This window comes from Citrobacter telavivensis (assembly GCF_041807075.1).
Lineage (GTDB): Bacteria > Pseudomonadota > Gammaproteobacteria > Enterobacterales > Enterobacteriaceae > Citrobacter_A > Citrobacter_A telavivensis.
On the sequence record NZ_JBGUBF010000003.1, the window covers coordinates 21,486 to 44,989 of the forward strand.

General features: G+C 50.1%; 19 protein-coding genes and 1 pseudogene. 13 read left to right on the forward strand and 7 right to left on the reverse strand.

Annotated elements, in window-relative coordinates:
* Window positions 1-6 precede the first annotated feature (6 nt).
* The 12 genes from atpH (at window position 7) to phoU (ending at window position 13,520) form a co-directional block, all read left to right on the forward strand.
* Window positions 7-540, forward strand: coding sequence for a F0F1 ATP synthase subunit delta (gene atpH / locus ACERJC_RS14855; RefSeq protein WP_152400840.1), 534 nt, complete (start codon window positions 7-9; stop codon window positions 538-540).
* A 12-nt stretch (window positions 541-552) separates the two neighbouring features.
* Entirely contained in the window at window positions 553-2,094 is a 1,542-nt protein-coding gene (gene atpA, locus ACERJC_RS14860; RefSeq protein ID WP_042323559.1) for a F0F1 ATP synthase subunit alpha, read from the forward strand.
* Window positions 2,095-2,144: 50 nt separating this feature from the next.
* Window positions 2,145-3,008 carry a F0F1 ATP synthase subunit gamma gene (atpG, locus tag ACERJC_RS14865; RefSeq protein WP_005121458.1) on the forward strand — a complete coding sequence of 288 codons (864 nt, stop codon included), beginning with the start codon at window positions 2,145-2,147 and terminating at the stop codon, window positions 3,006-3,008.
* A 26-nt stretch (window positions 3,009-3,034) separates the two neighbouring features.
* Window positions 3,035-4,417, forward strand: a complete 1,383-nt coding sequence (gene atpD / locus ACERJC_RS14870) for a F0F1 ATP synthase subunit beta (protein WP_003023806.1) — start codon at window positions 3,035-3,037, stop codon at window positions 4,415-4,417.
* Window positions 4,418-4,437: 20 nt separating this feature from the next.
* Complete coding sequence (locus ACERJC_RS14875) at window positions 4,438-4,857, forward strand: F0F1 ATP synthase subunit epsilon (protein WP_003023809.1); 420 nt, start codon at window positions 4,438-4,440, stop codon at window positions 4,855-4,857.
* A 311-nt stretch (window positions 4,858-5,168) separates the two neighbouring features.
* Entirely contained in the window at window positions 5,169-6,539 is a 1,371-nt protein-coding gene (glmU, locus tag ACERJC_RS14880; protein ID WP_373671979.1) for a bifunctional UDP-N-acetylglucosamine diphosphorylase/glucosamine-1-phosphate N-acetyltransferase GlmU, read from the forward strand.
* A 228-nt stretch (window positions 6,540-6,767) separates the two neighbouring features.
* A complete protein-coding gene (gene glmS, locus ACERJC_RS14885; protein WP_373671980.1) occupies window positions 6,768-8,597 on the forward strand; it encodes a glutamine--fructose-6-phosphate transaminase (isomerizing) in 1,830 nt (609 codons plus the stop codon).
* A gap of 317 nt (window positions 8,598-8,914) precedes the next feature.
* Complete coding sequence (pstS, locus tag ACERJC_RS14890) at window positions 8,915-9,955, forward strand: phosphate ABC transporter substrate-binding protein PstS (RefSeq protein WP_152400835.1); 1,041 nt, start codon at window positions 8,915-8,917, stop codon at window positions 9,953-9,955.
* A gap of 144 nt (window positions 9,956-10,099) precedes the next feature.
* Complete coding sequence (gene pstC / locus ACERJC_RS14895; RefSeq protein ID WP_042323550.1) at window positions 10,100-11,059, forward strand: phosphate ABC transporter permease PstC; 960 nt, start codon at window positions 10,100-10,102, stop codon at window positions 11,057-11,059.
* Window positions 11,059-11,949 (forward strand): phosphate ABC transporter permease PstA, encoded by an 891-nt coding sequence (pstA, locus tag ACERJC_RS14900; protein ID WP_373671981.1) that lies wholly within the window; start codon window positions 11,059-11,061, stop codon window positions 11,947-11,949. The genes pstC and pstA overlap by 1 nt, the downstream gene beginning before the upstream one ends.
* A gap of 47 nt (window positions 11,950-11,996) precedes the next feature.
* Entirely contained in the window at window positions 11,997-12,770 is a 774-nt protein-coding gene (pstB, locus tag ACERJC_RS14905) for a phosphate ABC transporter ATP-binding protein PstB (protein WP_042998747.1), read from the forward strand.
* Window positions 12,771-12,794: 24 nt separating this feature from the next.
* Window positions 12,795-13,520, forward strand: coding sequence for a phosphate signaling complex protein PhoU (gene phoU, locus ACERJC_RS14910; protein WP_042998746.1), 726 nt, complete (start codon window positions 12,795-12,797; stop codon window positions 13,518-13,520).
* Between the two features lie 90 nt (window positions 13,521-13,610).
* Here the strand turns inward: phoU and yieH are convergent, their stop codons facing one another.
* The gene (yieH, locus tag ACERJC_RS14915; RefSeq protein WP_373671982.1) at window positions 13,611-14,276 is read right to left on the reverse strand and encodes a 6-phosphogluconate phosphatase; all 666 of its coding nucleotides are present in this window, start codon (window positions 14,274-14,276) and stop codon (window positions 13,611-13,613) included.
* 166 nt (window positions 14,277-14,442) lie between these two features.
* On the opposite strand from yieH, the gene adeP reads away from it, so the two are divergent.
* A complete protein-coding gene (adeP, locus tag ACERJC_RS14920) occupies window positions 14,443-15,780 on the forward strand; it encodes an adenine permease AdeP (RefSeq protein WP_373671983.1) in 1,338 nt (445 codons plus the stop codon).
* 176 nt (window positions 15,781-15,956) lie between these two features.
* Here adeP and ACERJC_RS14925 read toward each other — a convergent pair whose 3' ends face one another.
* From ACERJC_RS14925 to tnaA, 6 genes and pseudogenes are all read right to left on the reverse strand, one after another.
* Window positions 15,957-16,523 carry an NADPH-dependent FMN reductase gene (locus ACERJC_RS14925; protein WP_152400829.1) on the reverse strand — a complete coding sequence of 189 codons (567 nt, stop codon included), beginning with the start codon at window positions 16,521-16,523 and terminating at the stop codon, window positions 15,957-15,959.
* Window positions 16,524-16,533: 10 nt separating this feature from the next.
* The gene (locus ACERJC_RS14930) at window positions 16,534-17,283 is read right to left on the reverse strand and encodes a 4'-phosphopantetheinyl transferase family protein (RefSeq protein ID WP_178828375.1); all 750 of its coding nucleotides are present in this window, start codon (window positions 17,281-17,283) and stop codon (window positions 16,534-16,536) included.
* 889 nt (window positions 17,284-18,172) lie between these two features.
* Window positions 18,173-18,805 (reverse strand): helix-turn-helix domain-containing protein, encoded by a 633-nt coding sequence (locus ACERJC_RS14935; protein ID WP_373671984.1) that lies wholly within the window; start codon window positions 18,803-18,805, stop codon window positions 18,173-18,175.
* A gap of 1,494 nt (window positions 18,806-20,299) precedes the next feature.
* Window positions 20,300-20,557: pseudogene (locus ACERJC_RS14940) on the reverse strand (multidrug transporter subunit MdtL); the annotation flags it as partial.
* Window positions 20,558-20,663: 106 nt separating this feature from the next.
* Complete coding sequence (gene tnaB, locus ACERJC_RS14945; protein WP_152400827.1) at window positions 20,664-21,914, reverse strand: low affinity tryptophan permease TnaB; 1,251 nt, start codon at window positions 21,912-21,914, stop codon at window positions 20,664-20,666.
* 113 nt (window positions 21,915-22,027) lie between these two features.
* Window positions 22,028-23,443, reverse strand: a complete 1,416-nt coding sequence (gene tnaA / locus ACERJC_RS14950) for a tryptophanase (RefSeq protein WP_373671985.1) — start codon at window positions 23,441-23,443, stop codon at window positions 22,028-22,030.
* Window positions 23,444-23,504 lie beyond the last annotated feature (61 nt).

The following is a 23,504-nucleotide window of genomic DNA, read 5'->3' on the forward strand; positions in this document are numbered from 1 at the left end:
GGGCTGATGTCTGAATTTATTACGGTAGCTCGCCCCTACGCCAAAGCAGCTTTTGACTTTGCCGTTGAACACCAATGTGTAGAGCGCTGGCAGGACATGCTGGCGTTTGCCGCTGAGGTGACTAAGAACGAACAAATGGCAGAGCTTCTCTCTGGCGCGCTGGCGCCGGAAACGCTCGCTAAGTCGTTTATCGCAGTTTGCGGTGAGCAACTGGACGAAAACGGTCAGAACCTGATTAAGGTGATGGCTGAAAATAACCGTCTGAACGCGCTCCCGGATGTTCTTGAGCAGTTTATTCACCTGCGTGCCGCGAGTGAGTCTATCTCTGAGGTAGAAGTCACGTCCGCGAACGAACTGAGTGAAGAACAGCTTGCGAAGATTAGTGCTGCGATGGAAAAACGTCTGTCACGCAAAGTTAAGCTGAATTGCAAAATCGATAAGTCTGTAATGGCGGGCGTAATCATCCGTGCGGGTGATATGGTCATTGATGGCAGCGTACGCGGCCGTCTTGAACGCCTTGCAGACGTCTTGCAGTCTTAAGGGGACTGGAGCATGCAACTGAATTCCACCGAAATCAGCGAACTGATCAAGCAGCGCATTGCTCAGTTCAATGTTGTGAGTGAAGCTCACAACGAAGGTACTATTGTTTCTGTAAGTGACGGTGTTATCCGCATTCACGGCCTGGCCGATTGTATGCAGGGTGAGATGATTTCCCTGCCGGGTAACCGTTACGCTATCGCACTGAACCTGGAGCGCGACTCCGTGGGTGCAGTGGTGATGGGTCCATACGCTGACCTCGCCGAAGGCATGAAGGTTAAGTGTACTGGGCGTATTCTGGAAGTTCCGGTTGGCCGTGGCCTGCTGGGTCGTGTGGTGAACACGCTGGGTTCTCCGATTGACGGTAAAGGTCCGGTTGATAACGATGGCTTCTCGCCAATCGAAGTTATCGCACCGGGCGTAATCGAACGTCAGTCCGTCGATCAGCCGGTGCAGACCGGTTATAAATCCGTTGATGCCATGATCCCAATCGGTCGTGGTCAGCGTGAGTTGATCATCGGTGACCGTCAGACCGGTAAAACCGCGATGGCAATCGATGCCATCATCAACCAGCGTGACTCCGGCATCAAATGTGTGTACGTGGCTATCGGCCAGAAAGCGTCCACTATTTCTAACGTGGTTCGTAAGCTGGAAGAACACGGTGCACTTGCCAACACCATCGTTGTAGTGGCGACCGCGTCTGAATCTGCTGCACTGCAATACCTGGCGCCGTATGCCGGTTGTGCAATGGGCGAATACTTCCGTGACCGCGGTGAAGATGCTCTGATCGTTTATGATGACCTGTCTAAACAGGCTGTTGCTTACCGTCAGGTTTCCCTGCTGCTCCGTCGTCCGCCAGGACGTGAAGCCTTCCCGGGTGACGTATTTTACCTCCACTCCCGTCTGCTGGAGCGCGCATCCCGCGTTAACGCGGAATACGTTGAGAAATTCACCAATGGTGAAGTGAAAGGTAAAACCGGCTCCCTGACCGCTCTGCCGATTATCGAAACCCAGGCGGGTGACGTTTCTGCGTTCGTTCCGACCAACGTAATTTCTATTACCGATGGTCAGATCTTCCTGGAAACCAACCTGTTCAACTCCGGTATTCGTCCGGCAGTTAACCCGGGTATCTCCGTATCTCGTGTAGGTGGCGCAGCGCAGACCAAGATCATCAAGAAACTGTCCGGTGGTATTCGTACCGCGCTGGCACAGTATCGTGAACTGGCAGCGTTTTCTCAGTTCGCTTCCGACCTGGATGAAGCTACTCGTAAGCAGCTGAGCCACGGTCAGAAAGTAACTGAACTGCTGAAGCAGAAACAGTATGCCCCAATGTCTGTTGCACAACAGGGCGTGGTGCTGTTTGCGGCTGAACGCGGTTACCTCGAAGATGTGGAACTGGCGAAAATCGGTAGCTTCGAAGCCGCTCTGCTGGCTTACGTCGACCGTGATCACGCTCCGCTGATGCAAGAGATTAACCAGTCCGGTGGCTATAACGACGAAATCGAAGGCAAGCTGAAAGCTATCCTCGATTCCTTCAAAGCAACCCAGTCCTGGTAACGTCTGGCGGCTTGTCTTAGGACAGGCCGCAAGGCATTGAGGAGAAGCTCATGGCCGGCGCAAAAGAGATACGTAGTAAGATCGCAAGCGTCCAGAACACGCAGAAGATCACTAAAGCGATGGAGATGGTCGCCGCTTCCAAAATGCGTAAATCGCAGGATCGCATGGCGGCCAGCCGTCCTTATGCAGAGACCATGCGCAAAGTGATTGGTCACCTTGCGAATGGTAATCTGGAATATAAGCACCCGTACCTGGAAGAACGCGACGTTAAACGCGTGGGCTACCTGGTGGTGTCGACTGACCGTGGTCTGTGCGGTGGCTTGAACATTAACCTGTTCAAAAAGCTGCTGGCGGATATGAAAACATGGTCCGATAAAGGCGTTCAGTGCGATATCGCAATGATCGGCTCTAAGGGCGTGTCTTTCTTTAATTCCGTTGGTGGTAACGTGGTTGCTCAGGTAACCGGTATGGGGGATAACCCTTCCCTGTCCGAACTGATCGGTCCGGTTAAAGTGATGCTGCAGGCCTACGATGAAGGTCGTCTGGACAGACTGTACGTTGTCAGCAACAAATTTATCAACACCATGTCTCAGGTTCCGACTCTCACTCAACTGCTGCCATTACCGGCATCAGAAGATGAAGAGTTAAAACAAAAAGCCTGGGATTACCTGTATGAACCCGATCCGAAACCGCTGCTGGATACCCTGCTGCGTCGTTACGTTGAGTCTCAGGTTTATCAGGGCGTGGTAGAAAACCTGGCCAGCGAGCAGGCCGCACGTATGGTGGCGATGAAAGCCGCGACCGACAATGGCGGCAGCCTGATTAAAGAGCTGCAGTTGGTATACAACAAAGCTCGTCAGGCCAGCATTACTCAGGAACTCACCGAAATCGTCGGTGGTGCATCCGCGGTATAACCAGGTTAATTCGTAGAGGATTCAAGATGGCTACTGGAAAAATTGTCCAGGTAATCGGCGCCGTGGTTGACGTCGAATTCCCTCAGGATGCCGTACCGCGCGTGTACGATGCTCTTGAGGTTATGAATGGTAAAGAGAGTCTGGTGCTGGAAGTTCAGCAGCAGCTCGGCGGCGGTATCGTACGTACCATCGCAATGGGTTCTTCCGACGGTCTGCGTCGTGGTCTGGAAGTGAAAGACCTCGAACACCCGATCGAAGTCCCGGTAGGTAAAGCAACCCTGGGTCGTATCATGAACGTCCTGGGTCACCCGATCGACATGAAAGGCGATATCGGTGAAGAAGAGCGTTGGGCTATCCACCGCGCAGCGCCGTCCTATGAAGAGCTGTCCAGCTCTCAGGAGCTGCTGGAAACCGGTATCAAAGTTATCGACTTGATGTGTCCGTTTGCGAAGGGCGGTAAAGTCGGTCTGTTCGGTGGTGCGGGTGTAGGTAAAACTGTAAACATGATGGAGCTCATCCGTAACATCGCGATCGAGCACTCCGGTTACTCTGTGTTTGCGGGCGTAGGTGAACGTACTCGTGAGGGTAACGACTTCTACCACGAAATGACCGACTCCAACGTTCTGGATAAAGTATCCCTGGTATATGGCCAGATGAACGAGCCGCCGGGAAACCGTCTGCGCGTTGCGCTGACCGGTCTGACCATGGCAGAGAAATTCCGTGACGAAGGTCGTGACGTACTGCTGTTTGTCGATAACATCTATCGTTACACCCTGGCCGGTACGGAAGTTTCCGCACTGCTGGGCCGTATGCCATCAGCGGTAGGTTACCAGCCGACCCTGGCGGAAGAGATGGGTGTTCTGCAGGAACGTATCACCTCTACCAAAACCGGTTCTATTACCTCCGTTCAGGCGGTATATGTACCTGCGGATGACTTGACTGACCCGTCACCAGCCACCACCTTTGCTCACTTAGATGCAACCGTGGTACTGAGCCGTCAGATCGCGTCTCTGGGTATCTACCCGGCCGTTGACCCGCTGGATTCCACCAGCCGTCAGCTGGATCCACTGGTGGTTGGCCAGGAACACTACGACACCGCGCGTGGCGTACAGTCCCTGCTGCAACGTTATCAGGAACTGAAAGACATCATCGCCATCCTGGGTATGGATGAACTGTCTGAAGAAGACAAACTGGTGGTAGCACGTGCGCGTAAGATCCAGCGCTTCCTGTCCCAGCCGTTCTTCGTTGCGGAAGTATTCACCGGTTCTCCGGGTAAATACGTTTCCCTGAAAGACACCATCCGTGGCTTTAAAGGCATCATGGAAGGCGAGTATGACCACCTGCCAGAGCAGGCGTTCTACATGGTTGGTTCTATCGACGAAGCCGTAGAAAAAGCCAAAAAACTTTAACGCCTTAATCGGAGGGTGATATGGCAATGACTTACCACCTGGACGTCGTCAGCGCAGAGCAACAAATGTTCTCTGGTCTGGTCGAGAAAATCCAGGTAACGGGTAGTGAAGGTGAACTGGGGATTTTCCCTGGGCATGCCCCACTGCTCACCGCCATTAAGCCTGGTATGATCCGCATCGTTAAACAGTTCGGTCATGAAGAGTTTATCTACCTGTCTGGCGGCATTCTCGAAGTGCAACCTGGCAGCGTGACCGTACTGGCTGATACCGCGATTCGCGGGCAGGATCTCGATGAAGCGAGAGCCCTGGAAGCGAAACGTAAGGCTGAAGAGCATATTAAGAGCTCTCATGGTGACGTGGATTACGCTCAGGCATCTGCGGAACTGGCCAAAGCGATCGCGAAACTGCGCGTTATCGAGTTGACCAAAAAAGCGATGTAACACCGGGTTGAAAAACAAAAACCAGTCTGATTTCAGGCTGGTTTTTTTTTGCCTGCTATTTTTGTACTGTTGCGTCATCTTTCTTTATGGATCAAAAAAAGAGCAAAAACATTGGCCTGGCGTGTTAATCACGGTATCAGGTGACTTTTCAGAAGACAAAAGCCGCAGCAATGGACGAAAATGTCTCTATCTCCGTTGGGGAAAACTCGCGATTGTGCGTTTTATCCTCTGCCCATTTCACGATGAAAAAAATGTAGTATTTTCAACGTGAAACGGTATAAATTCGTTCTCAAATTACAGTCAGGACGCGTATGTTGAATAAAGCGATGAGCGTAGTGATCCTTGCCGCAGGCAAAGGCACACGTATGTATTCCGATCTACCAAAAGTACTGCATACCCTTGCCGGGAAATCGATGGTTCAGCATGTCATTGATGTTGCTAATGAATTAGGTTCATCACAGGTGCACCTCGTTTACGGCCACGGTGGCGAACTGCTTAAAAAAAGCCTGAAAGAAGACAACCTGAACTGGGTGTTGCAGGCGGAGCAGTTGGGCACAGGCCACGCTATGCAGCAGGCAGCGCCTTTCTTTGGCGATGATGAAGACATTTTAATGCTCTACGGCGACGTCCCGCTGATCTCGATTGAAACCTTACAGCGCCTGCGCGATGCCAAACCCCAGGGGGGGATTGGTCTGCTCACGGTTAAGCTGGACGATCCGAGCGGCTATGGTCGTATCACGCGTGAAAACGGCAAAGTGACCGGTATCATTGAGCATAAAGATGCCAGCGATGAACAGCGTCAGATCCAGGAAATCAATACCGGGATACTGATTGCAAACGGCGCTGACATGAAGCGCTGGCTGTCTAAACTGACCAATAACAATGCGCAGGGTGAATACTACATCACCGATATCATTGCGCTGGCTTATCAGGAAGGTCGTGAAATCGCGGCAGTTCACCCCGATCGTCTGAGTGAAGTTGAAGGTGTAAACAACCGTCTGCAACTTTCCCGTCTGGAACGCGTTTATCAGTCCGAGCAAGCGGAAAAACTGCTGCTGGCGGGCGTGATGCTGCGCGATCCGGCGCGTTTTGACCTGCGCGGTACGCTCGCTCACGGGCGAGATGTCGAAATTGATACTAACGTTATCATCGAAGGTCACGTCACGCTTGGCCATCGCGTGAAGATTGGGACGGGTTGCGTCATTAAAAACAGCGTCATTGGCGATGACTGTGAAATCAGTCCGTACAGCGTGGTGGAAGATGCCCATCTGGACGCGGCATGCACTATTGGGCCGTTCGCTCGTTTGCGTCCTGGTGCACAGCTGATGGAAGGTGCTCACGTGGGCAACTTCGTTGAGATGAAGAAAGCGCGTCTTGGTAAAGGCTCGAAAGCCGGTCACCTGACCTATCTGGGCGATGCGGAAATTGGCGATAACGTGAATATTGGCGCAGGTACGATCACCTGCAATTACGATGGCGCGAACAAGTTTAAAACCATCATTGGCGACGATGTGTTTGTCGGATCCGATACCCAACTGGTGGCACCGGTGACCGTGGGTAATGGGGTGACCATTGCAGCGGGGACCACCGTCACCCGTGACGTCGCTGATAATGAACTGGTCATCAGCCGTGTGCCACAGGTGCATAAGCAGGGCTGGAAGCGTCCGGTGAAGAAAAAGTAACAACCCGGCGGGTGCGCTTCGTTTACCCGCCCTACGTTTTTGTAGGCCTGATAAGGCGTAGCCGCCATCAGGCTAACTCGGCTGAGGAGGTAAACATATACCTCCCGCCCAAAAGCAGTACCTATAAAAATAACCCCATTCTCTACAAGGCTCGGGGCGCCCGAAAAAACGGGCATACAGGTCGAAAGACAACGACAGGCATAATGCCTTGATTCGGAATAAAAAAATATGTGTGGAATTGTTGGCGCTATCGCGCAACGTGATGTAGCTGAAATCCTTCTTGAAGGTTTACGTCGTCTGGAATACCGCGGTTACGACTCTGCTGGTCTGGCCGTGGTGGACGCAGAAGGGCATATGACCCGTCTGCGTCGTCTGGGTAAAGTACAGATGCTGTCTCAGGCTGCGGAAGAACATCCGCTGCACGGCGGCACCGGTATTGCTCACACCCGTTGGGCTACGCATGGCGAACCTTCGGAAGCAAACGCGCATCCGCATGTTTCTGGACACATTGTGGTGGTGCATAACGGCATCATCGAAAACCATGAACCGCTGCGTGAAGAACTGAAAGCGCGCGGCTATACCTTCGTTTCAGAAACAGACACCGAAGTGATTGCTCACTTAGTGCACTGGGAACTGGAACAGGGCGGTACGCTGCGTGATGCCGTGCTGCGCACCATCCCGCAACTGCGCGGTGCGTACGGTACGGTTATCATGGATACCCGTCATCCGGATACGTTGCTGGCTGCGCGTTCGGGTAGTCCGCTGGTTATCGGTCTGGGTATGGGCGAGAACTTTATCGCCTCCGATCAGCTGGCACTGCTGCCGGTAACCCGTCGCTTTATCTTCCTTGAAGAAGGCGATATTGCGGAAGTGACCCGTCGTTCTGTCGCGATTTTTGATAAAACTGGCGCGGACGTGAAACGTCAGGACATCGAATCTAATCTGCAATATGACGCAGGTGATAAAGGTATCTATCGCCACTACATGCAGAAAGAGATCTACGAGCAGCCGAACGCGATTAAAAACACCCTGACCGGGCGCATTAGCCACGGCGAAGTGGATTTAAGCGAACTTGGACCAAAGGCCAACGAGCTGTTGTCTCAGGTTGAGCATATCCAGATCATCGCGTGTGGGACGTCCTATAACTCCGGGATGGTTTCTCGCTACTGGTTTGAATCGCTGGCCGGTATTCCGTGCGACGTCGAAATCGCCTCAGAATTCCGTTACCGCAAATCAGCAGTACGCCGTAACAGCCTGATGATCACCCTGTCTCAGTCTGGCGAAACGGCAGATACGCTGGCTGGCCTGCGTTTGTCGAAAGAGCTGGGCTATCTGGGCTCGCTCGCCATCTGTAACGTTCCGGGGTCTTCTCTGGTGCGTGAATCAGATCTGGCGATGATGACCAACGCCGGCACGGAAATCGGCGTGGCGTCAACGAAAGCGTTTACCACTCAGTTGACCGTTCTGCTGATGCTGGTGGCGAAACTGGCGCACCTGAAAGGTCTGGATGCGTCCATTGAGCATGACATCGTTCATGGTCTGCAGGCGCTGCCGAGCCGTATCGAGCAAATGCTTTCTCAGGACAAGCGCATTGAAGCGTTGGCTGAAGATTTCTCTGACAAGCACCACGCTCTGTTCCTGGGCCGTGGCGATCAGTATCCGATCGCGCTGGAAGGCGCGTTGAAGCTGAAAGAGATCTCCTACATTCACGCAGAAGCCTATGCGGCAGGTGAACTGAAACACGGCCCACTGGCGCTGATTGATGCCGATATGCCGGTTATCGTTGTTGCCCCGAACAACGAACTGCTGGAAAAACTGAAGTCCAACATCGAAGAAGTGCGCGCCCGTGGTGGTCAGCTGTATGTCTTCGCCGATCAGGACGCCGGTTTTGCCAGCAGCGACAATATGCACATCATTGAGATGCCGCATGTGGAAGAGGTGATTGCACCGATCTTCTACACCGTTCCGCTACAGCTGCTGGCCTATCACGTGGCGCTGATTAAAGGCACCGACGTAGATCAGCCGCGTAACCTGGCTAAATCGGTTACCGTCGAGTAAAACGTTCATGCCCTGCGAAAGCGGGGCATTTTTTTGCTTCTGCGCTGTTTTTAATCAATTCTCCTGCCGTTTTAATGTGACAAATCGTCATCTTCAGCTACTTTTTTCAGTGTCACAGAAATAAAATTTTCCTGAAAAGCTATTGTCATATTGTTAGTTAACTTTATGATAAATAGTAAAAAAATGATTTATATTTAACTGAAATTTTCATTGTCACAAAACTGTCATATTTCGTACATTTAACTGTCACCTGTTTGTCCTATTTTGCTCATCGTAGCCACTTAACAATGATTTACGAAAATCTTGCAGGAGACATTATGAAAGTTATGCGTACCACTGTCGCAACTGTTGTCGCCGCGACCTTATCTATGAGCGCTTTCTCTGCGTTAGCAGCAGCAAGTCTGACAGGTGCAGGTGCAACTTTTCCTGCGCCGGTGTATGCCAAATGGGCTGATACTTATCAGAAAGAGACCGGTAGTAAAGTCAACTACCAGGGTATCGGCTCCTCCGGTGGTGTTAAACAAATTACAGCGAATACCGTTGATTTCGGTGCCTCTGATGCGCCGCTGTCTGACGAAAAACTGAATCAGGAAGGCCTGTTCCAGTTCCCGACCGTTATTGGCGGCGTGGTACTGGCGGTGAACATCCCGGGTCTGAAGTCTGGCGAACTGGTGCTGGATGGTAAAACGCTGGGTGACATCTACCTGGGTAAAATCAAGAAGTGGGATGATGAAGCCATCACCAAACTGAACCCGGGCGTGAAATTGCCTTCTCAGAACATCGCCGTCGTGCGTCGTGCTGATGGTTCCGGTACCTCCTTCGTCTTCACCAGCTATCTGGCAAAAGTCAACGAAGAGTGGAAGACCAAAGTGGGCGCAGGCTCTACCGTTAACTGGCCGACAGGCCTCGGCGGTAAAGGTAACGACGGTATCGCCGCGTTCGTACAGCGTCTGCCAGGCTCCATCGGTTACGTTGAATACGCTTACGCTAAGCAGAACAACCTGGCGTATACCAAGCTGATTTCAGCTGATGGCAAACCGGTTAGCCCGACCGAAGAGAACTTCGCCAACGCCGCGAAAGGTGCTGACTGGAGCAAATCCTTCGCGCAGGATCTGACGAACCAGAAAGGTGACGGTGCGTGGCCAATTACTTCCACCACTTTCATCCTGGTTCACAAAGAGCAGAAGAAACCTGAGCAGGGTGCTGAAGTGCTGAAATTCTTCGACTGGGCATACAAAAATGGCGGCAAACAGGCTAATGACCTGGATTACGCCAGCCTGCCGGACAGCGTGGTTGAGCAGATCCGTGCGGCATGGAAGACCAATGTGAAAGACAGCAGCGGTAAAGCGCTGTACTAACAGAATATCTTTGACGAATTGGCGGATGGCGCTACGCTTATCCGCCCTACAGTTGTGAATGTAGGCCCGCTTTGTAGGCCGGATAAGCGTAGCGCCATCCGGCTGGGGCAACTTCGTAAACGCGTTTAATGGAAAGAGTGATTTATGGCTGCAACCAAGCCTGCTTTTAACCCGCCGGGTAAAAAGGGTGACAAAATCTTCAGCGCGCTGGTAAAACTGGCTGCGCTGATTGTGCTATTGATGTTGGGTGGCATTATTGTCTCTCTGATCATCTCCTCCTGGCCCAGCATTGAGAAATTTGGTTTCTCATTCCTCTGGACGAAAGACTGGGACGCGCCAAACGACATCTACGGTGCGCTGGTACCGATCTACGGTACGCTGGTCACCTCCTTTATCGCACTGCTGATCGCCGTTCCGGTGAGCTTCGGTATTGCCCTGTTTTTGACGGAACTTGCGCCTGGCTGGCTGCGTCGCCCGCTGGGCATCGCAATTGAACTGCTGGCGGCTATCCCGAGTATCGTATACGGCATGTGGGGCCTGTTTATCTTTGCGCCGTTGTTTGCGACTTATTTCCAGGAACCGGTCGGGAATATCCTTTCCAACATTCCGTTTGTTGGCGCGCTGTTCTCCGGCCCGGCGTTTGGTATCGGTATTCTGGCGGCAGGGGTGATCCTCGCCATCATGATAATTCCCTACATTGCAGCGGTAATGCGTGATGTGTTCGAACAAACGCCGGTGATGATGAAAGAGTCTGCCTACGGTATCGGCTGCACCACCTGGGAGGTTATCTGGCGCATCGTACTGCCGTTCACCAAAAATGGGGTGATTGGCGGCATCATGCTGGGGCTGGGTCGTGCTCTGGGTGAAACGATGGCGGTCACCTTTATCATCGGTAACACTTACCAGCTCGACAGCGCGTCGCTGTATATGCCTGGTAACAGCATTACCTCGGCGCTGGCGAATGAATTTGCGGAAGCGGAATCCGGTCTGCACGTTGCGGCATTGATGGAGCTGGGGCTGATTCTGTTTGTGATTACCTTCATCGTGCTGGCAGCGTCTAAGTTTATGATTTTGCGCCTTGCGAAGAACGAGGGGGCACGCTAATGGCTACGCTTGAAATGCAAACCACCGCAGCGCTGGCGGAATCCCGCCGCAAAATGCAGGCGCGTCGCCGGATGAAAAACCGTATCGCGCTGACGCTCTCAATGGCGACGATGGCGTTTGGCCTGTTCTGGCTCGTCTGGATCCTGATGTCCACCATTACCCGCGGTATCGACGGAATGTCGCTGGCGCTGTTCACCGAAATGACGCCGCCGCCGAACACGGCGGGTGGCGGTCTGGCGAATGCCCTGGCGGGCAGTGGTTTGTTGATCCTCTGGGCGACCGTATTTGGTACGCCGTTGGGCATCATGGCCGGGATTTATCTGGCGGAATATGGTCGTAAATCGTGGCTGGCGGAAGTGATTCGTTTCATCAACGATATTCTGCTTTCCGCCCCGTCTATTGTGGTTGGTCTGTTCGTGTACACCATCGTGGTGGCGCAGATGGAGCACTTCTCCGGCTGGGCGGGCGTAATCGCGCTGGCGCTGCTGCAGGTGCCTATCGTGATTCGAACCACCGAGAACATGTTGAAACTGGTGCCGGACAGCCTGCGTGAAGCGGCTTATGCGCTGGGGACGCCGAAGTGGAAAATGATCTCCGCGATTACGTTGAAAGCGTCTGTTTCCGGGATTATGACCGGTATCCTGCTGGCGATTGCGCGTATCGCGGGTGAAACCGCCCCGCTGCTGTTTACTGCGCTCTCCAACCAGTTCTGGAGTACCGACATGATGCAGCCGATCGCCAACCTGCCGGTCACCATCTTTAAATTTGCGATGAGCCCGTTTGCTGAATGGCAGCAACTGGCGTGGGCCGGGGTGCTGATCATTACGCTGTGCGTACTGCTGCTGAACATTCTGGCACGCGTTATTTTCGCCAAGAGTAAACACGGTTAATTATTTGCGGCGTGGCGGATGCGACGCCGAATGAGGAATAGATTGAAATGAGTATGGTTGATACTGCTCCGGGTAAGATTCAGGTTCGTGATTTGAACTTCTACTACGGCAAATTCCATGCCCTGAAGAACATCAACCTGGATATCGCGAAGAATCAGGTGACGGCGTTTATCGGGCCCTCTGGCTGCGGTAAATCGACGCTGCTGCGTACGTTCAACAAGATGTTTGAACTGTATCCGGAACAGCGTGCGGAAGGTGAAATTCTGCTGGATGGTGACAATATCCTCACCAACACCCAGGATATCGCTCTGCTGCGTGCCAAAGTGGGGATGGTGTTCCAGAAGCCGACGCCGTTCCCGATGTCTATCTACGACAACATCGCTTTTGGCGTGCGTCTGTTTGAGAAGCTGTCCCGTGCGGATATGGATGAGCGCGTGCAGTGGGCGTTGACCAAGGCCGCATTGTGGAACGAAACCAAAGATAAATTGCACCAGAGCGGGTACTCTCTCTCCGGTGGTCAGCAGCAGCGTCTGTGCATCGCGCGGGGTATCGCCATTCGCCCGGAAGTGTTGCTGCTGGATGAGCCATGTTCAGCGCTGGATCCTATCTCAACGGGTCGTATCGAAGAGCTGATTACTGAGCTGAAACAGGATTACACCGTGGTGATCGTGACCCACAACATGCAGCAGGCTGCGCGTTGTTCCGACCATACGGCGTTTATGTACCTGGGCGAGTTGATTGAGTTCAGCAACACGGACGACCTGTTCACCAAGCCCGCGAAGAAACAAACCGAAGATTACATTACTGGCCGCTACGGTTGATATGCCCGGGCATCTGGAGAAATGATGGACAATTTAAACCTTAATAAACACATTTCCGGTCAGTTCAACGCCGAACTGGAAAGCATCCGCACTCAGGTAATGACGATGGGCGGCATGGTTGAGCAGCAGCTTTCTGATGCTATTACCGCGATGCACAATCAGGACAGCGAGCTGGCGAAACGCGTTGTTGATGGCGATAAGCACGTCAACATGATGGAAGTGGCGATCGATGAAGCCTGTGTTCGCATCATCGCCAAGCGTCAGCCCACGGCGAGCGACCTGCGTCTGGTGATGGCTATCATCAAAACCATCGCCGAGCTGGAGCGTATTGGCGACGTGGCGGATAAAATTTGTCGTACTGCGCTGGAGAAATTCTCCCAGCAGCACCAGCCGCTGTTGGTGAGCCTGGAGTCACTGGGTCGTCATACCATACAGATGCTGCACGACGTGCTGGATGCGTTTGCGCGTATGGATCTGGACGAAGCGGTTCGTATCTACCGTGAAGACAAGAAAGTTGACCAGGAATACGAAGGGATCGTACGTCAACTGATGACCTATATGATGGAAGATTCGCGTACGATTCCCAGCGTGCTGACCGCGTTGTTCTGCGCACGCTCTATCGAGCGTATTGGCGACCGCTGCCAGAATATCTGCGAATACATCTTTTACTTCGTGAAGGGTCAGGATTTCCGCCACGTGGGCGGCGATGAGCTGGATAAGCTGCTGGCGGGTAAAGATCCGAAAGAGTGATTTTTTTGGCGGGTGGCGCTTCGCTTACCCGCCCTACAAAACCATGGATCCTGTAGGCCGGATAAGCGCGAACGCCATCCGGCTTTTTTATTATCGCGTAATATTCCACCCGCGCGCCTTCCACAACGCTGGCAACTGTTCCAGGCTGGTAAAGGTTGTCACTTTCGGATGAACGATCGGTTTGTTATGCGGATCGGCGCAGAAGTAGAACACTTCCATTCCTGCATCAATTCCTGACTGTGCACCCGCAGAAGAGTCGTCTACCAGAATGCAGTTCTGTGCGTTGACGTTCATGGCTTTTGCCGCATGGAACATCAGCGCCGGATCGGGCTTCCAGCGTTGAATATCGTAACCGCTGTACAGCTTGTCCGGGAAATGGTGCAGCATGCCCAGTTTACCCAGCGAGTGCTGCATTTTGCTGACCGGACCGTTAGAGACCACGCACATCGGCACCGTCATACTGTCCAGCAGTGTATTCGCACCAGGGATCACTTCCAGCTCTGAGTCGAACAGGCGTGCGACCTCGGCGCGGTAGACGGGTTCTAAGTCGGCTTTTGCCAACGTCACCCCATGTTCCTCATTTATGATATCAATGATTTCGTAGAGTTTTACGCCCTTAAAGCGTTTAAAAGTTTCTTCGAGATCGAGGGTGATACCGAATTCCTGGAACATTGCGACATACGCGCGGGAACAGATCACTTCACTGTCGACCAGCGTACCGTCACAGTCGAAAAATACCGCTTCAATTCCGGACATGCCTTTCCCTTTTCACTAGTTTAACGTTTACGTACTGCCTGATTGTGCAACGCAATCGTTGCCGTATAAGCAAATGCAATGAAAAAAACATCTCACAATCACCCCCTATTGTCGCATTTTGGTATAGGATAGCGACGAATTTTCCCTCCTTGTTTGGAAATTGATAATGAGTCAACAACACACAACCCAGACGTCTGGTCAGGGGATGCTGGAACGCGTGTTTAAACTGCGCGAACATGGCACGACGGCACGGACCGAAGTGATAGCCGGTTTTACCACCTTCCTGACGATGGTTTACATCGTTTTTGTTAACCCGCAAATTCTGGGCGTGGCTGGCATGGACACCAGCGCCGTCTTTGTGACCACCTGTCTGATTGCCGCGTTTGGCAGCATTCTGATGGGTCTGTTTGCTAATCTGCCGGTGGCGCTGGCGCCCGCGATGGGGCTGAATGCGTTCTTTGCCTTCGTTGTGGTCGGCGCGATGGGTCTGTCGTGGCAGGTCGGTATGGGGGCGATTTTCTGGGGCGCCGTCGGTCTGCTGCTGCTGACTATCTTCCGCGTGCGTTACTGGATGATTGCCAATATCCCGGTCAGTCTGCGTGTGGGTATTACCAGCGGTATCGGTTTATTCATCGGCATGATGGGTCTGAAAAACGCAGGCGTGATCGTCGCGAATCCTGAAACGCTGGTGAGCATCGGTAATCTGACCTCCCACAGCGTACTGTTGGGCGTGCTCGGTTTCTTTATCATCGCTATCCTGGCGTCACGTAACATTCACGCTGCCGTGCTGGTGTCTATCATCGTCACCACGCTGTTGGGCTGGATGCTGGGTGATGTGCACTATAACGGTATTGTCTCTGCGCCGCCGAGCGTCTCGTCGGTGATTGGGCATGTCGATCTGGCAGGCTCGTTTAACATCGGTCTGGCTGGGGTGATTTTCTCCTTCATGCTGGTTAACCTGTTTGACTCCTCCGGGACACTGATCGGCGTGACTGACAAAGCCGGTCTGGCGGATGAAAAAGGGAAATTCCCGCGCATGAAACAGGCGCTGTTTGTTGATAGCGTCTCCTCCGTGACCGGGGCATTTATCGGTACCTCTTCCGTCACCGCTTATATCGAGTCCTCTTCCGGCGTTTCTGTCGGTGGGCGCACCGGCCTGACCGCTGTGATCGTGGGTCTGCTGTTCCTGTTGGTTATCTTCCTGTCGCCGCTGGCGGGGATGGTGCCGGGCTATGCGGCTGCAGGTGCGCTGATTTACGTTGGTGTGTTAATGACCTCCAGCCTGGCGCGCGTGAAGTGGGAAGACCTTACTGAATCCGTGCCGGCGTTTATCACTGCCGTGATGATGCCATTCAGCTTCTCAATTACCGAAGGGATCGCGCTGGGCTTTATCTCTTACTGTGTGATGAAAATCGGTACCGGTCGTCTGCGCGATCTGAGCCCGTGCGTGGTGGTTGTGGCGCTGTTGTTTGTGCTGAAGATTGTGTTTATCGACGCACACTAACTTCTTGCCGTTGCCGGATGACGCTGCGCTTATCCGGCCTACAAATTGCGATCGTAGGTCGAATGGTTTTACGCTTTCACGCGCGGGATGTCGTTTGTGGTGTCAGGTGGCGCTTCGCTTACCTGACCTACAGAAGAGTGTCGGCCCGGTAAGCGCTAGCGCCACCGGGCTTTTTATTAGGCTTTAACCCGCTGGATATAGTCGCCAAACGCGGTGAGCTGGCCAGTCAGATGGTCCAGGGTACTCTGATCGATCACTTCACCCGTCTGCGGGTCCACTTTGTTCTGAATCACTCCGCCCATAAATTCAGGCTTGTTCATCACCATCGCATCCAGGAAGACCAGAATCTGGCGCAGGTGATACTGGCAGCGTGCACCGCCAATCGCCCCCATTGAACTGGTCTGGATAAGCACCGGTTTGCCGGAAAGCGGTTGATCGGGCAGGCGCGACAGCCAGTCGATGGCATTTTTCAGGCCACCCGGCACCGAGTAGTTATATTCAGGAGTGACGATAACCACGCCATCGGCATTGCGAATTTGTTCAGCCAGTGCTTCGACGCTTGCCGGAAAACCTTCTTCCTGTTGCACGTCGGCATCGTAAAGTGGGATATCACCGATAGACGGTAACGCACTCACTTCCATCCCCGCCGGGGCTATTTTCGGCAGCGTACGGGCAACCATACCGTTAAATGAACCTTTGCGCAGGCTTCCCAGTAACGTAACAACATTCAACGTTTCAGACATGGTAACTCCATCAGTTATGCGTATAAGACGTTGCAGCAGATAATTGCGCGAATCGCATCAGACGACCCGTTGGCGCATTCGCACGGGTCTGGATATCAGGCAGGCTTTTCCAGCCCTGCTTACCATCAAACTCCCAAAGCTGAAGTTTATCAATGCCTGGTGTAACCGCAACCGACCACACCAGCAGGTCTTCGGCATCACAGATGGCTTCAATCTGGGTAACATGTGCACATTTCAGACGCCCGGCACCCGGTAGTAGCTGCAGCTCGCGCGGATCGTCATTGCGGACGTCCCCCGTCAGTTTCAGGACGCTCTGACGCAAGGTGATCATCTGTGCACGCGCTTCGTCCGGATCGTTTTGCTTGCTGATCCACAGATTTTCAATGCTGGAAAAGGCCGGAACCTCAACAGAATGGGGGCTGATAAATCCTCGGGTAGCGCGCTGGAGTTCCATATCCAGTCCACATTCCCCTTCGGTTGTCAGCGTCACGCCGACCATATTGCCAGCATAGGCGATGGAAAAACTCGGCAAATTTTTATCGCGAAACGCCGGCTTACCTTTGGCTTTGTATACGATTTCCGGTAACTCGAGCGTGCCATACAGCATAAACATCAGCTCGGCGAGAAGGCCTCGGGATGCCAGAAAACGGGTCTGGCGATGTGTTGGCAGTCTTCGTGCTTCATGATGGCAGGATGACGGGAGACGCATAGAAATCAGGTGTCCCTCCGTCAGGATCCCTCTGGCAAAATGGGTCGCCATTTTTCTCTCCATGATTAATGGTCGTTGATAATGACGAGAGTAACATTTACTCGGTTTATAGACAGAGTAAATCGCCAAAAAGTACGACTGAATCAGCCTCCCTTACGCGCATTTACATTTCCTGGTGCATATTGGCTGTTTTTGCGTCAGGACCGGTCGTGATACAGGGCGTTGATGTTCTCTCTTAACCAGATGAATTTCGGGCTATGGCTGCTGCGGTTGTGCCAGCGTTGGGGGAAAGGTATCAACCGTTTTTCCAGCACGCGGCATTGAATGGCAGAGATCGGGCGACAAGGGGGCTGGTGGAGTTGGTTATGGTGATGACAATAGGCGCTTTGCTAATGTCTCCGATATGACTTTGACGTCCATCAGTCACCTGGAAATGATAACGATCTGGCTGTATTTTTCTCATGGTGAGATTTAAAATCCCTGACCGTATCGTATGACAAAGTGCTCTGTCTAACATGCCACAGCGAGTTAAATCGAAAGGCCATCGGTAAATATATCGAAGTCTGGCATTATCCGGATGAGTGAAAAGAATAGCGGTTTAATGGTTCAGTTCTTTCCTACGTCACTGATGAGAGTTTCTCGGAAATCGACCTTGGGTTATCGTAGACAATCAGCGCCTTGAATTCGTTCAGGACAAACGCGACATTAATCATTCACAATGAATTCTCGCGGCGATGTTCCTTCGATGCGGCGGAGAAAACTAACAGAGAATAAATCTCAGCGTTTGCTGGGCTGCGACGATATGCGCGATGCGTTGAAGATATTGCCCTTTCGCTCTGAGGCATTTTAGGTTAAATAAATCCAGTGATATTGGATACAAAAATAATGAATGGCTAATCTCATTTCTGGCTGGAAACAAAAAACCTCATTGTATGGTGAACTATTTGTGCTGAGCCTCTATGTCAATTGCAATCAGTATGCCTTTTTTAATGGATATTAAATCGCGGTCTCTGAATTTTTTTAACTCTTCCATTACGGCACTTTTGGATACTTTTGTTCGTTCACAAATATAGGAGCAAACATTTATTTTACAACGCTCAGTCTCAGGGAGATTATTTATTTGAATAAGATACAGCCATACAATTTCACTCGTTTTTCTTTCTGACATTAACCGGTCTCGGTAAAGTGCAACACTTAACTGAAATGCTAATATTGTTGAAACTGCAGCCCAGTGTTCAGGCTTGTCATTTAACGCTTGTAATACATTATCTCGTGGCACAAACCAAAGTTTACTTTTGAATCTGCGATAAGTGGCTATCTTCAACCCAGTTATGACTTCACTAAGACAAAAAACATTCGGTGCCGGAACTTGCCATATTATGTAATCATCTTCTATACTGGAAAGTTGCACGATACCTTCGGTATGAAGTATAACGCCAATTTCCGGTGTGATGATCTGATGACTCCTGAGAGGCTGTGCCCAGGGCATTAGCAAAGAAATCAACTCGACTATCTCTTCTTTAGGCTTAAAGATCGGCATGTTAATTGCTGGTGTAATAAGCGTTTTTTCCATTATATCCTCCAGGAAAATCATTGATATGTTATTGTAAACGCAATCATTGCATTTATAAACCCCGGTTAAACACTATTCTCGTTTTAAAAGTAATGTCGCCGCAAGGGGGTAACAAAAATACCTTTTGCATTTGTCATCCCGACGTTGATAAGAGTGTTTAGCTGGACTTGAGTTCCTTGTATTAACAATTGGATACCAAAATTTTATGCAGAACCCGTAACCGTACTATCTTCCATAATCCGCTTGTTTTGTTGTCAACACCATCCGTCAGGAATAAAAAATTATGCAAAAATCAAATTAAAATTGTAAGTTATTACCTTTTTCTGAAGACTACTGAGAGTACATGCATAATATTTAACCAAAAAAAGCTTTCTTTGCCAGAAGACCGGTTGGATGTATCTATTTTAGTGGCCTGGATAGATTTTTTTCTGATTATTATCAGTTTGAAATAATTGAGGGTTAAAGTAAATGGTTTATATCACCGCTTCAGATATATAAACGTCACCACCAATAATCTTAATCGGTGTGGTTAAGGATGGAAGTGTGCACAGAAACAGCCATCAAGTGAAAGAAAATATCACTGATCCTATAATATTTTTTATACAAGCCATATTACGTGTGAAAAATCCATGGCTGGAATAAAAATCACATCATGATTGGGAAGGAGAATGGCTATATATTCTCAATAAAAGTAGTTAACCAAACCTACTTGAATTCTGTGTAAGAGTATAGGGGTACTAGATATATACAAGATCTGCAAACAGAAAATGACGACTAAGTTTAATAATTAGTTGAGGTGATTAGATGTGGCTCTGGTTATTATTTGGTGTACTGCTTTTGATTATTCATTTGTAAATCAATAATTGCCGTCAATAAAATAGGGGTTATATTGAAAATGGAAACGGCAAATAGATATATTAGTCAAGTCTTATAGTGATTTTTGATATGTAACCCCCAATAATCAAGTAATTCTATGCTGATATACGAACTGGGGTATTCAGAATCCTTTTCACCATAATAAGGTATGCATGGATATACCTCTGGAGCTGTTTCCTTAAAAAACTCATGGATGTCACTTTCTGAAAAGCAAGAAAAATCATATGTTTCCAGAAACCATTTTTTATAATCTAAAAAGGAGTACAAGATAATAAATTTTTTCACAATGACACCATCCAGATAATGTGGGTGAATGATTAAGGTATAATATATACTGATATGAAATTGAAAACATATTAAGTTTATCCATTTTTGGAACAAAAACAGGAGAGATTTACTTTTGCAGAGGGTAATGAGGCTTGTAATTAATTGGAGAAAAAGACATGCATGATATGTGATGACTCCTTAAATACATTATTCATCTGAAATTAATGTTTTTTTTCATTTGTACATATCCACTCATATGTTGCGGATTTTCTGTTCCAACTCTGGAGTTCCATTACTCCTCGTGTTTAACATTGCACTCTTGTAACAGAAGCTGCAGCCAAAGCATCAAATTTCGCCGCTTGCAAAGCCCATCACTTCACTTAACAACACAAAGGAAGTATTCACCAGAGTGAGGATCTCCGACATTCTGAGAGCCGTTACGGCCAGTCAGCTAAGGAAAAAGCGGTTTATTGAAGAACAGGCTTTGCCACCGAAAGCGCAGCATGAGCGGATGTGAACCGGTGTCAGTACCGGAACGATACAGGTGATGCCGTTTAGCAATAACAGTACTTTTGCTCTCAGGCGATCGTTTGGCGTGGCGCTAAGGATACGGGGAGATACAGGAGAAGGCGAATTGCTGTTTGGACAACAGCAATTTCCTGAAAGGACATGCCGCCTTGAATGAGGCGGCATGTCAGCCTGGAGATACAGCGAGTTAACTGAATCGGGGTAAGAGGTGGAAGACGTTGCCAAACCAGCAAACAATGACTGCTACGCCGAACAGGATAACGATGGTTGGAATGATGAGGCCGCCCCAGACGGTAAACATTTTATTGGGAAATTTCTTGCGGGCTTTCAGAGCCAGTACCGCAGGGATGATCACCGCCCATATCGTTGCGCACAGCCCTGCGCCGCCGATGCCATAGATAAAACCGTTCGGGAAGATTAAGTATAAAAGCGCCGGGGGCAGGAAGGTTAACAAGACTGTTTTAAAACGACCTACCGATGAGTTATCGAATTTGAACAGATCCGCAAGATAGTCAAATAGCCCCAAAGTCACGCCAAAAAAGGAGCTGGCAACGGCCAGGTTTGAAAAAACCAGCAGACAAAATTCGATGATTCCGCTTTGTCTGGTACCGAGGAATGACTTCACTAATGAGTCAACATTACCGCCTGAGGCGATGATCTCACTGAAGCTTTCCCGTGAAATGTTACCCATGGTGCAATACAACCAGAACAGATAAATCACCAACGCCAGCAAAGAACCAAAGACAATGCTTTTTATTAATTTATCTTTTCTCTTGCCATAGCAGATGATCAGGCTGGGAATGTTTCCGTGAAAGCCAAATGATGCCAGACATACCGGTAGCGCCATAAAAATATAGGGGAAATAGGAGGCGTCGTTTTGGGCCTGGCCTGCCGTATCCCGCAATATAGAAAAATCGACCTGGAAGAAAAACGATCCAAAAACGATAATAAAAGAGATGATTTTAATTCCCAGGAACAGGGAGGTGATTCGGCTGGCTGCCAGTGAACTGATCCACAGCACGCTGGCGACAAAAATGGCGGTGCAGATCCCGACAATTCTGGGGTTAACGCGATATCCCATATTCATTGAGATCGTTTCACTAATAATGGCACCATTTGCAGATATATAGGCGTAAGTGAGAATATAGAGAACAAAGGCGACTGTAAATCCACTCACAATGTTCCATTTATTGCCAATAAGATCTTTGGTGATAGTGTTAAAACTGGATCCAACGGGGTAATTTAAATTTGCCTCTAATAACAAGAGTCCAGAATGTAACATTGAAAACCAGGCGATGATTAAGATAAACGCCCCCCAAAAAAACCATGCACCCGACAAATCAACGGGGAGAGCAAACATCCCCCCGCCAATCACCGTGCCGGCTATAACCATAATTCCCCAAAAGGAGGAATGTTTAGCGTTCGAATTTTCTTCCATGATGCCTCATTAATTATAGTGAGCCTATAACATTTTAATTATGCAACAATGTAAAGGAAGTGGATTTATCGCTGGGGTGGTTATTATCGTATAACCACCCATAATATTTATAATTAAACTTCTTTCAGTTTAGCGGTGAAGTGACGTAATACTTTAGGTTCGTAAGTGAAGGTTAGCCCTTTAATGTTCACTGCATTTTCTTTGACATGCTCAAAGGCTTCGATAATGAAGTCCATATGAGACTGGGTATATGTCGCCCTGGGGATAGTTAAACGCAGGAGCTCAGCCGGACAAGGTAGCTGCTTACCAGTTTTAGGATCTCTGCCTAATAAGAATGACCCGATTTCAACGGCCCGAATACCGGCCACTCTATAAAGTTCGCAAGCGAGAGCCTGAGCCGGGAACTGTTCTGCCGGAATGTGCGGCAATAATTTACCCGCATCCACAAATGCCGCATGTCCGCCAGCCTGTTGGCAGGTGACACCAATCGCTTCGAGGCCATCGACCAAATATTGTACCTGTGCGATACGATAGGCCAGCCAGTCCTGATTCATGCCATCAACCAGGCCCACCGCAAGGCGCTCCATTGCCCCACCTTCCAGGCCACCGTACGTCGGGAAGCCTTCCTGTACGACGCACAGGGTTCTGCACTCGGTATAAACGTCAAAATAGCGGTCGTCTTTAACGCACAGTAAGCCACCCATCGGCACCATCGCATCTTTTTTCGCGGACATTGCCAGCATATCGGCATATTTGTAAGTCTCGCGGGTAATTTCTTCGATGCTCCAGTCCCGGTATTCTGCTTCGCGTTTCTGGATAAAATACGCATTCTCGGCAAAACGTGCGGAGTCCATCACCACCGGAATATCATATTTTTTAGCGATATTATACATGGCTTTCAGGTTGGCTAATGAAACCGGTTGCCCACCCGCAGAGTTACTTGTAATGGTCGCCACAATATACGGTACGTTGTTTGCGCCAACTTCCTGAATGCCGCGCTCTAATCCATCGAGATCAAAATTTCCCTTAAAGTCGTAACGAACGCCGGTATCAAAAGCCTCTTTGATATACACATTGCGTACGGTGCAGCCGTTGATTTGACTGTGTCCCTGGGTGGTGTCGAAGAAGTAGTTGGAGAATGCCACCATTTTACTTCTGTCTAACCCTTTTTCCTGCTCACGCTTTTTGATTAATACTGGAATATAAATTTGTTCTGCACCGCGGCCCTGGTGCGTTGGAATAGTATATTGATAGCCGAAAATGTTTTTCACTGCTTCAGACAGCGCATAATAACTGCGACTGCCGCTGTAAGCTTCATCTCCACGCAACATTGCAGCTTGCATATTCTGTGTCACTGCGCCAGTACCACTATCGGTTAGCAGGTCAATAAAGACATCTTCACTATCCAACAGAAAAGGGTTCATTCCTGATTTAATGATTGCGTTATCCCGATGATCTCTGGTTGTACGTTTTACCGGTTCAATAACGCGAATGCGGAAGGGTTCTGGTAAATGTTTAAAGTTATCCATGATATAATCCTTTAATTTATTTGACGGTATTGAATCAATACGTCCACATACGGGCATATAT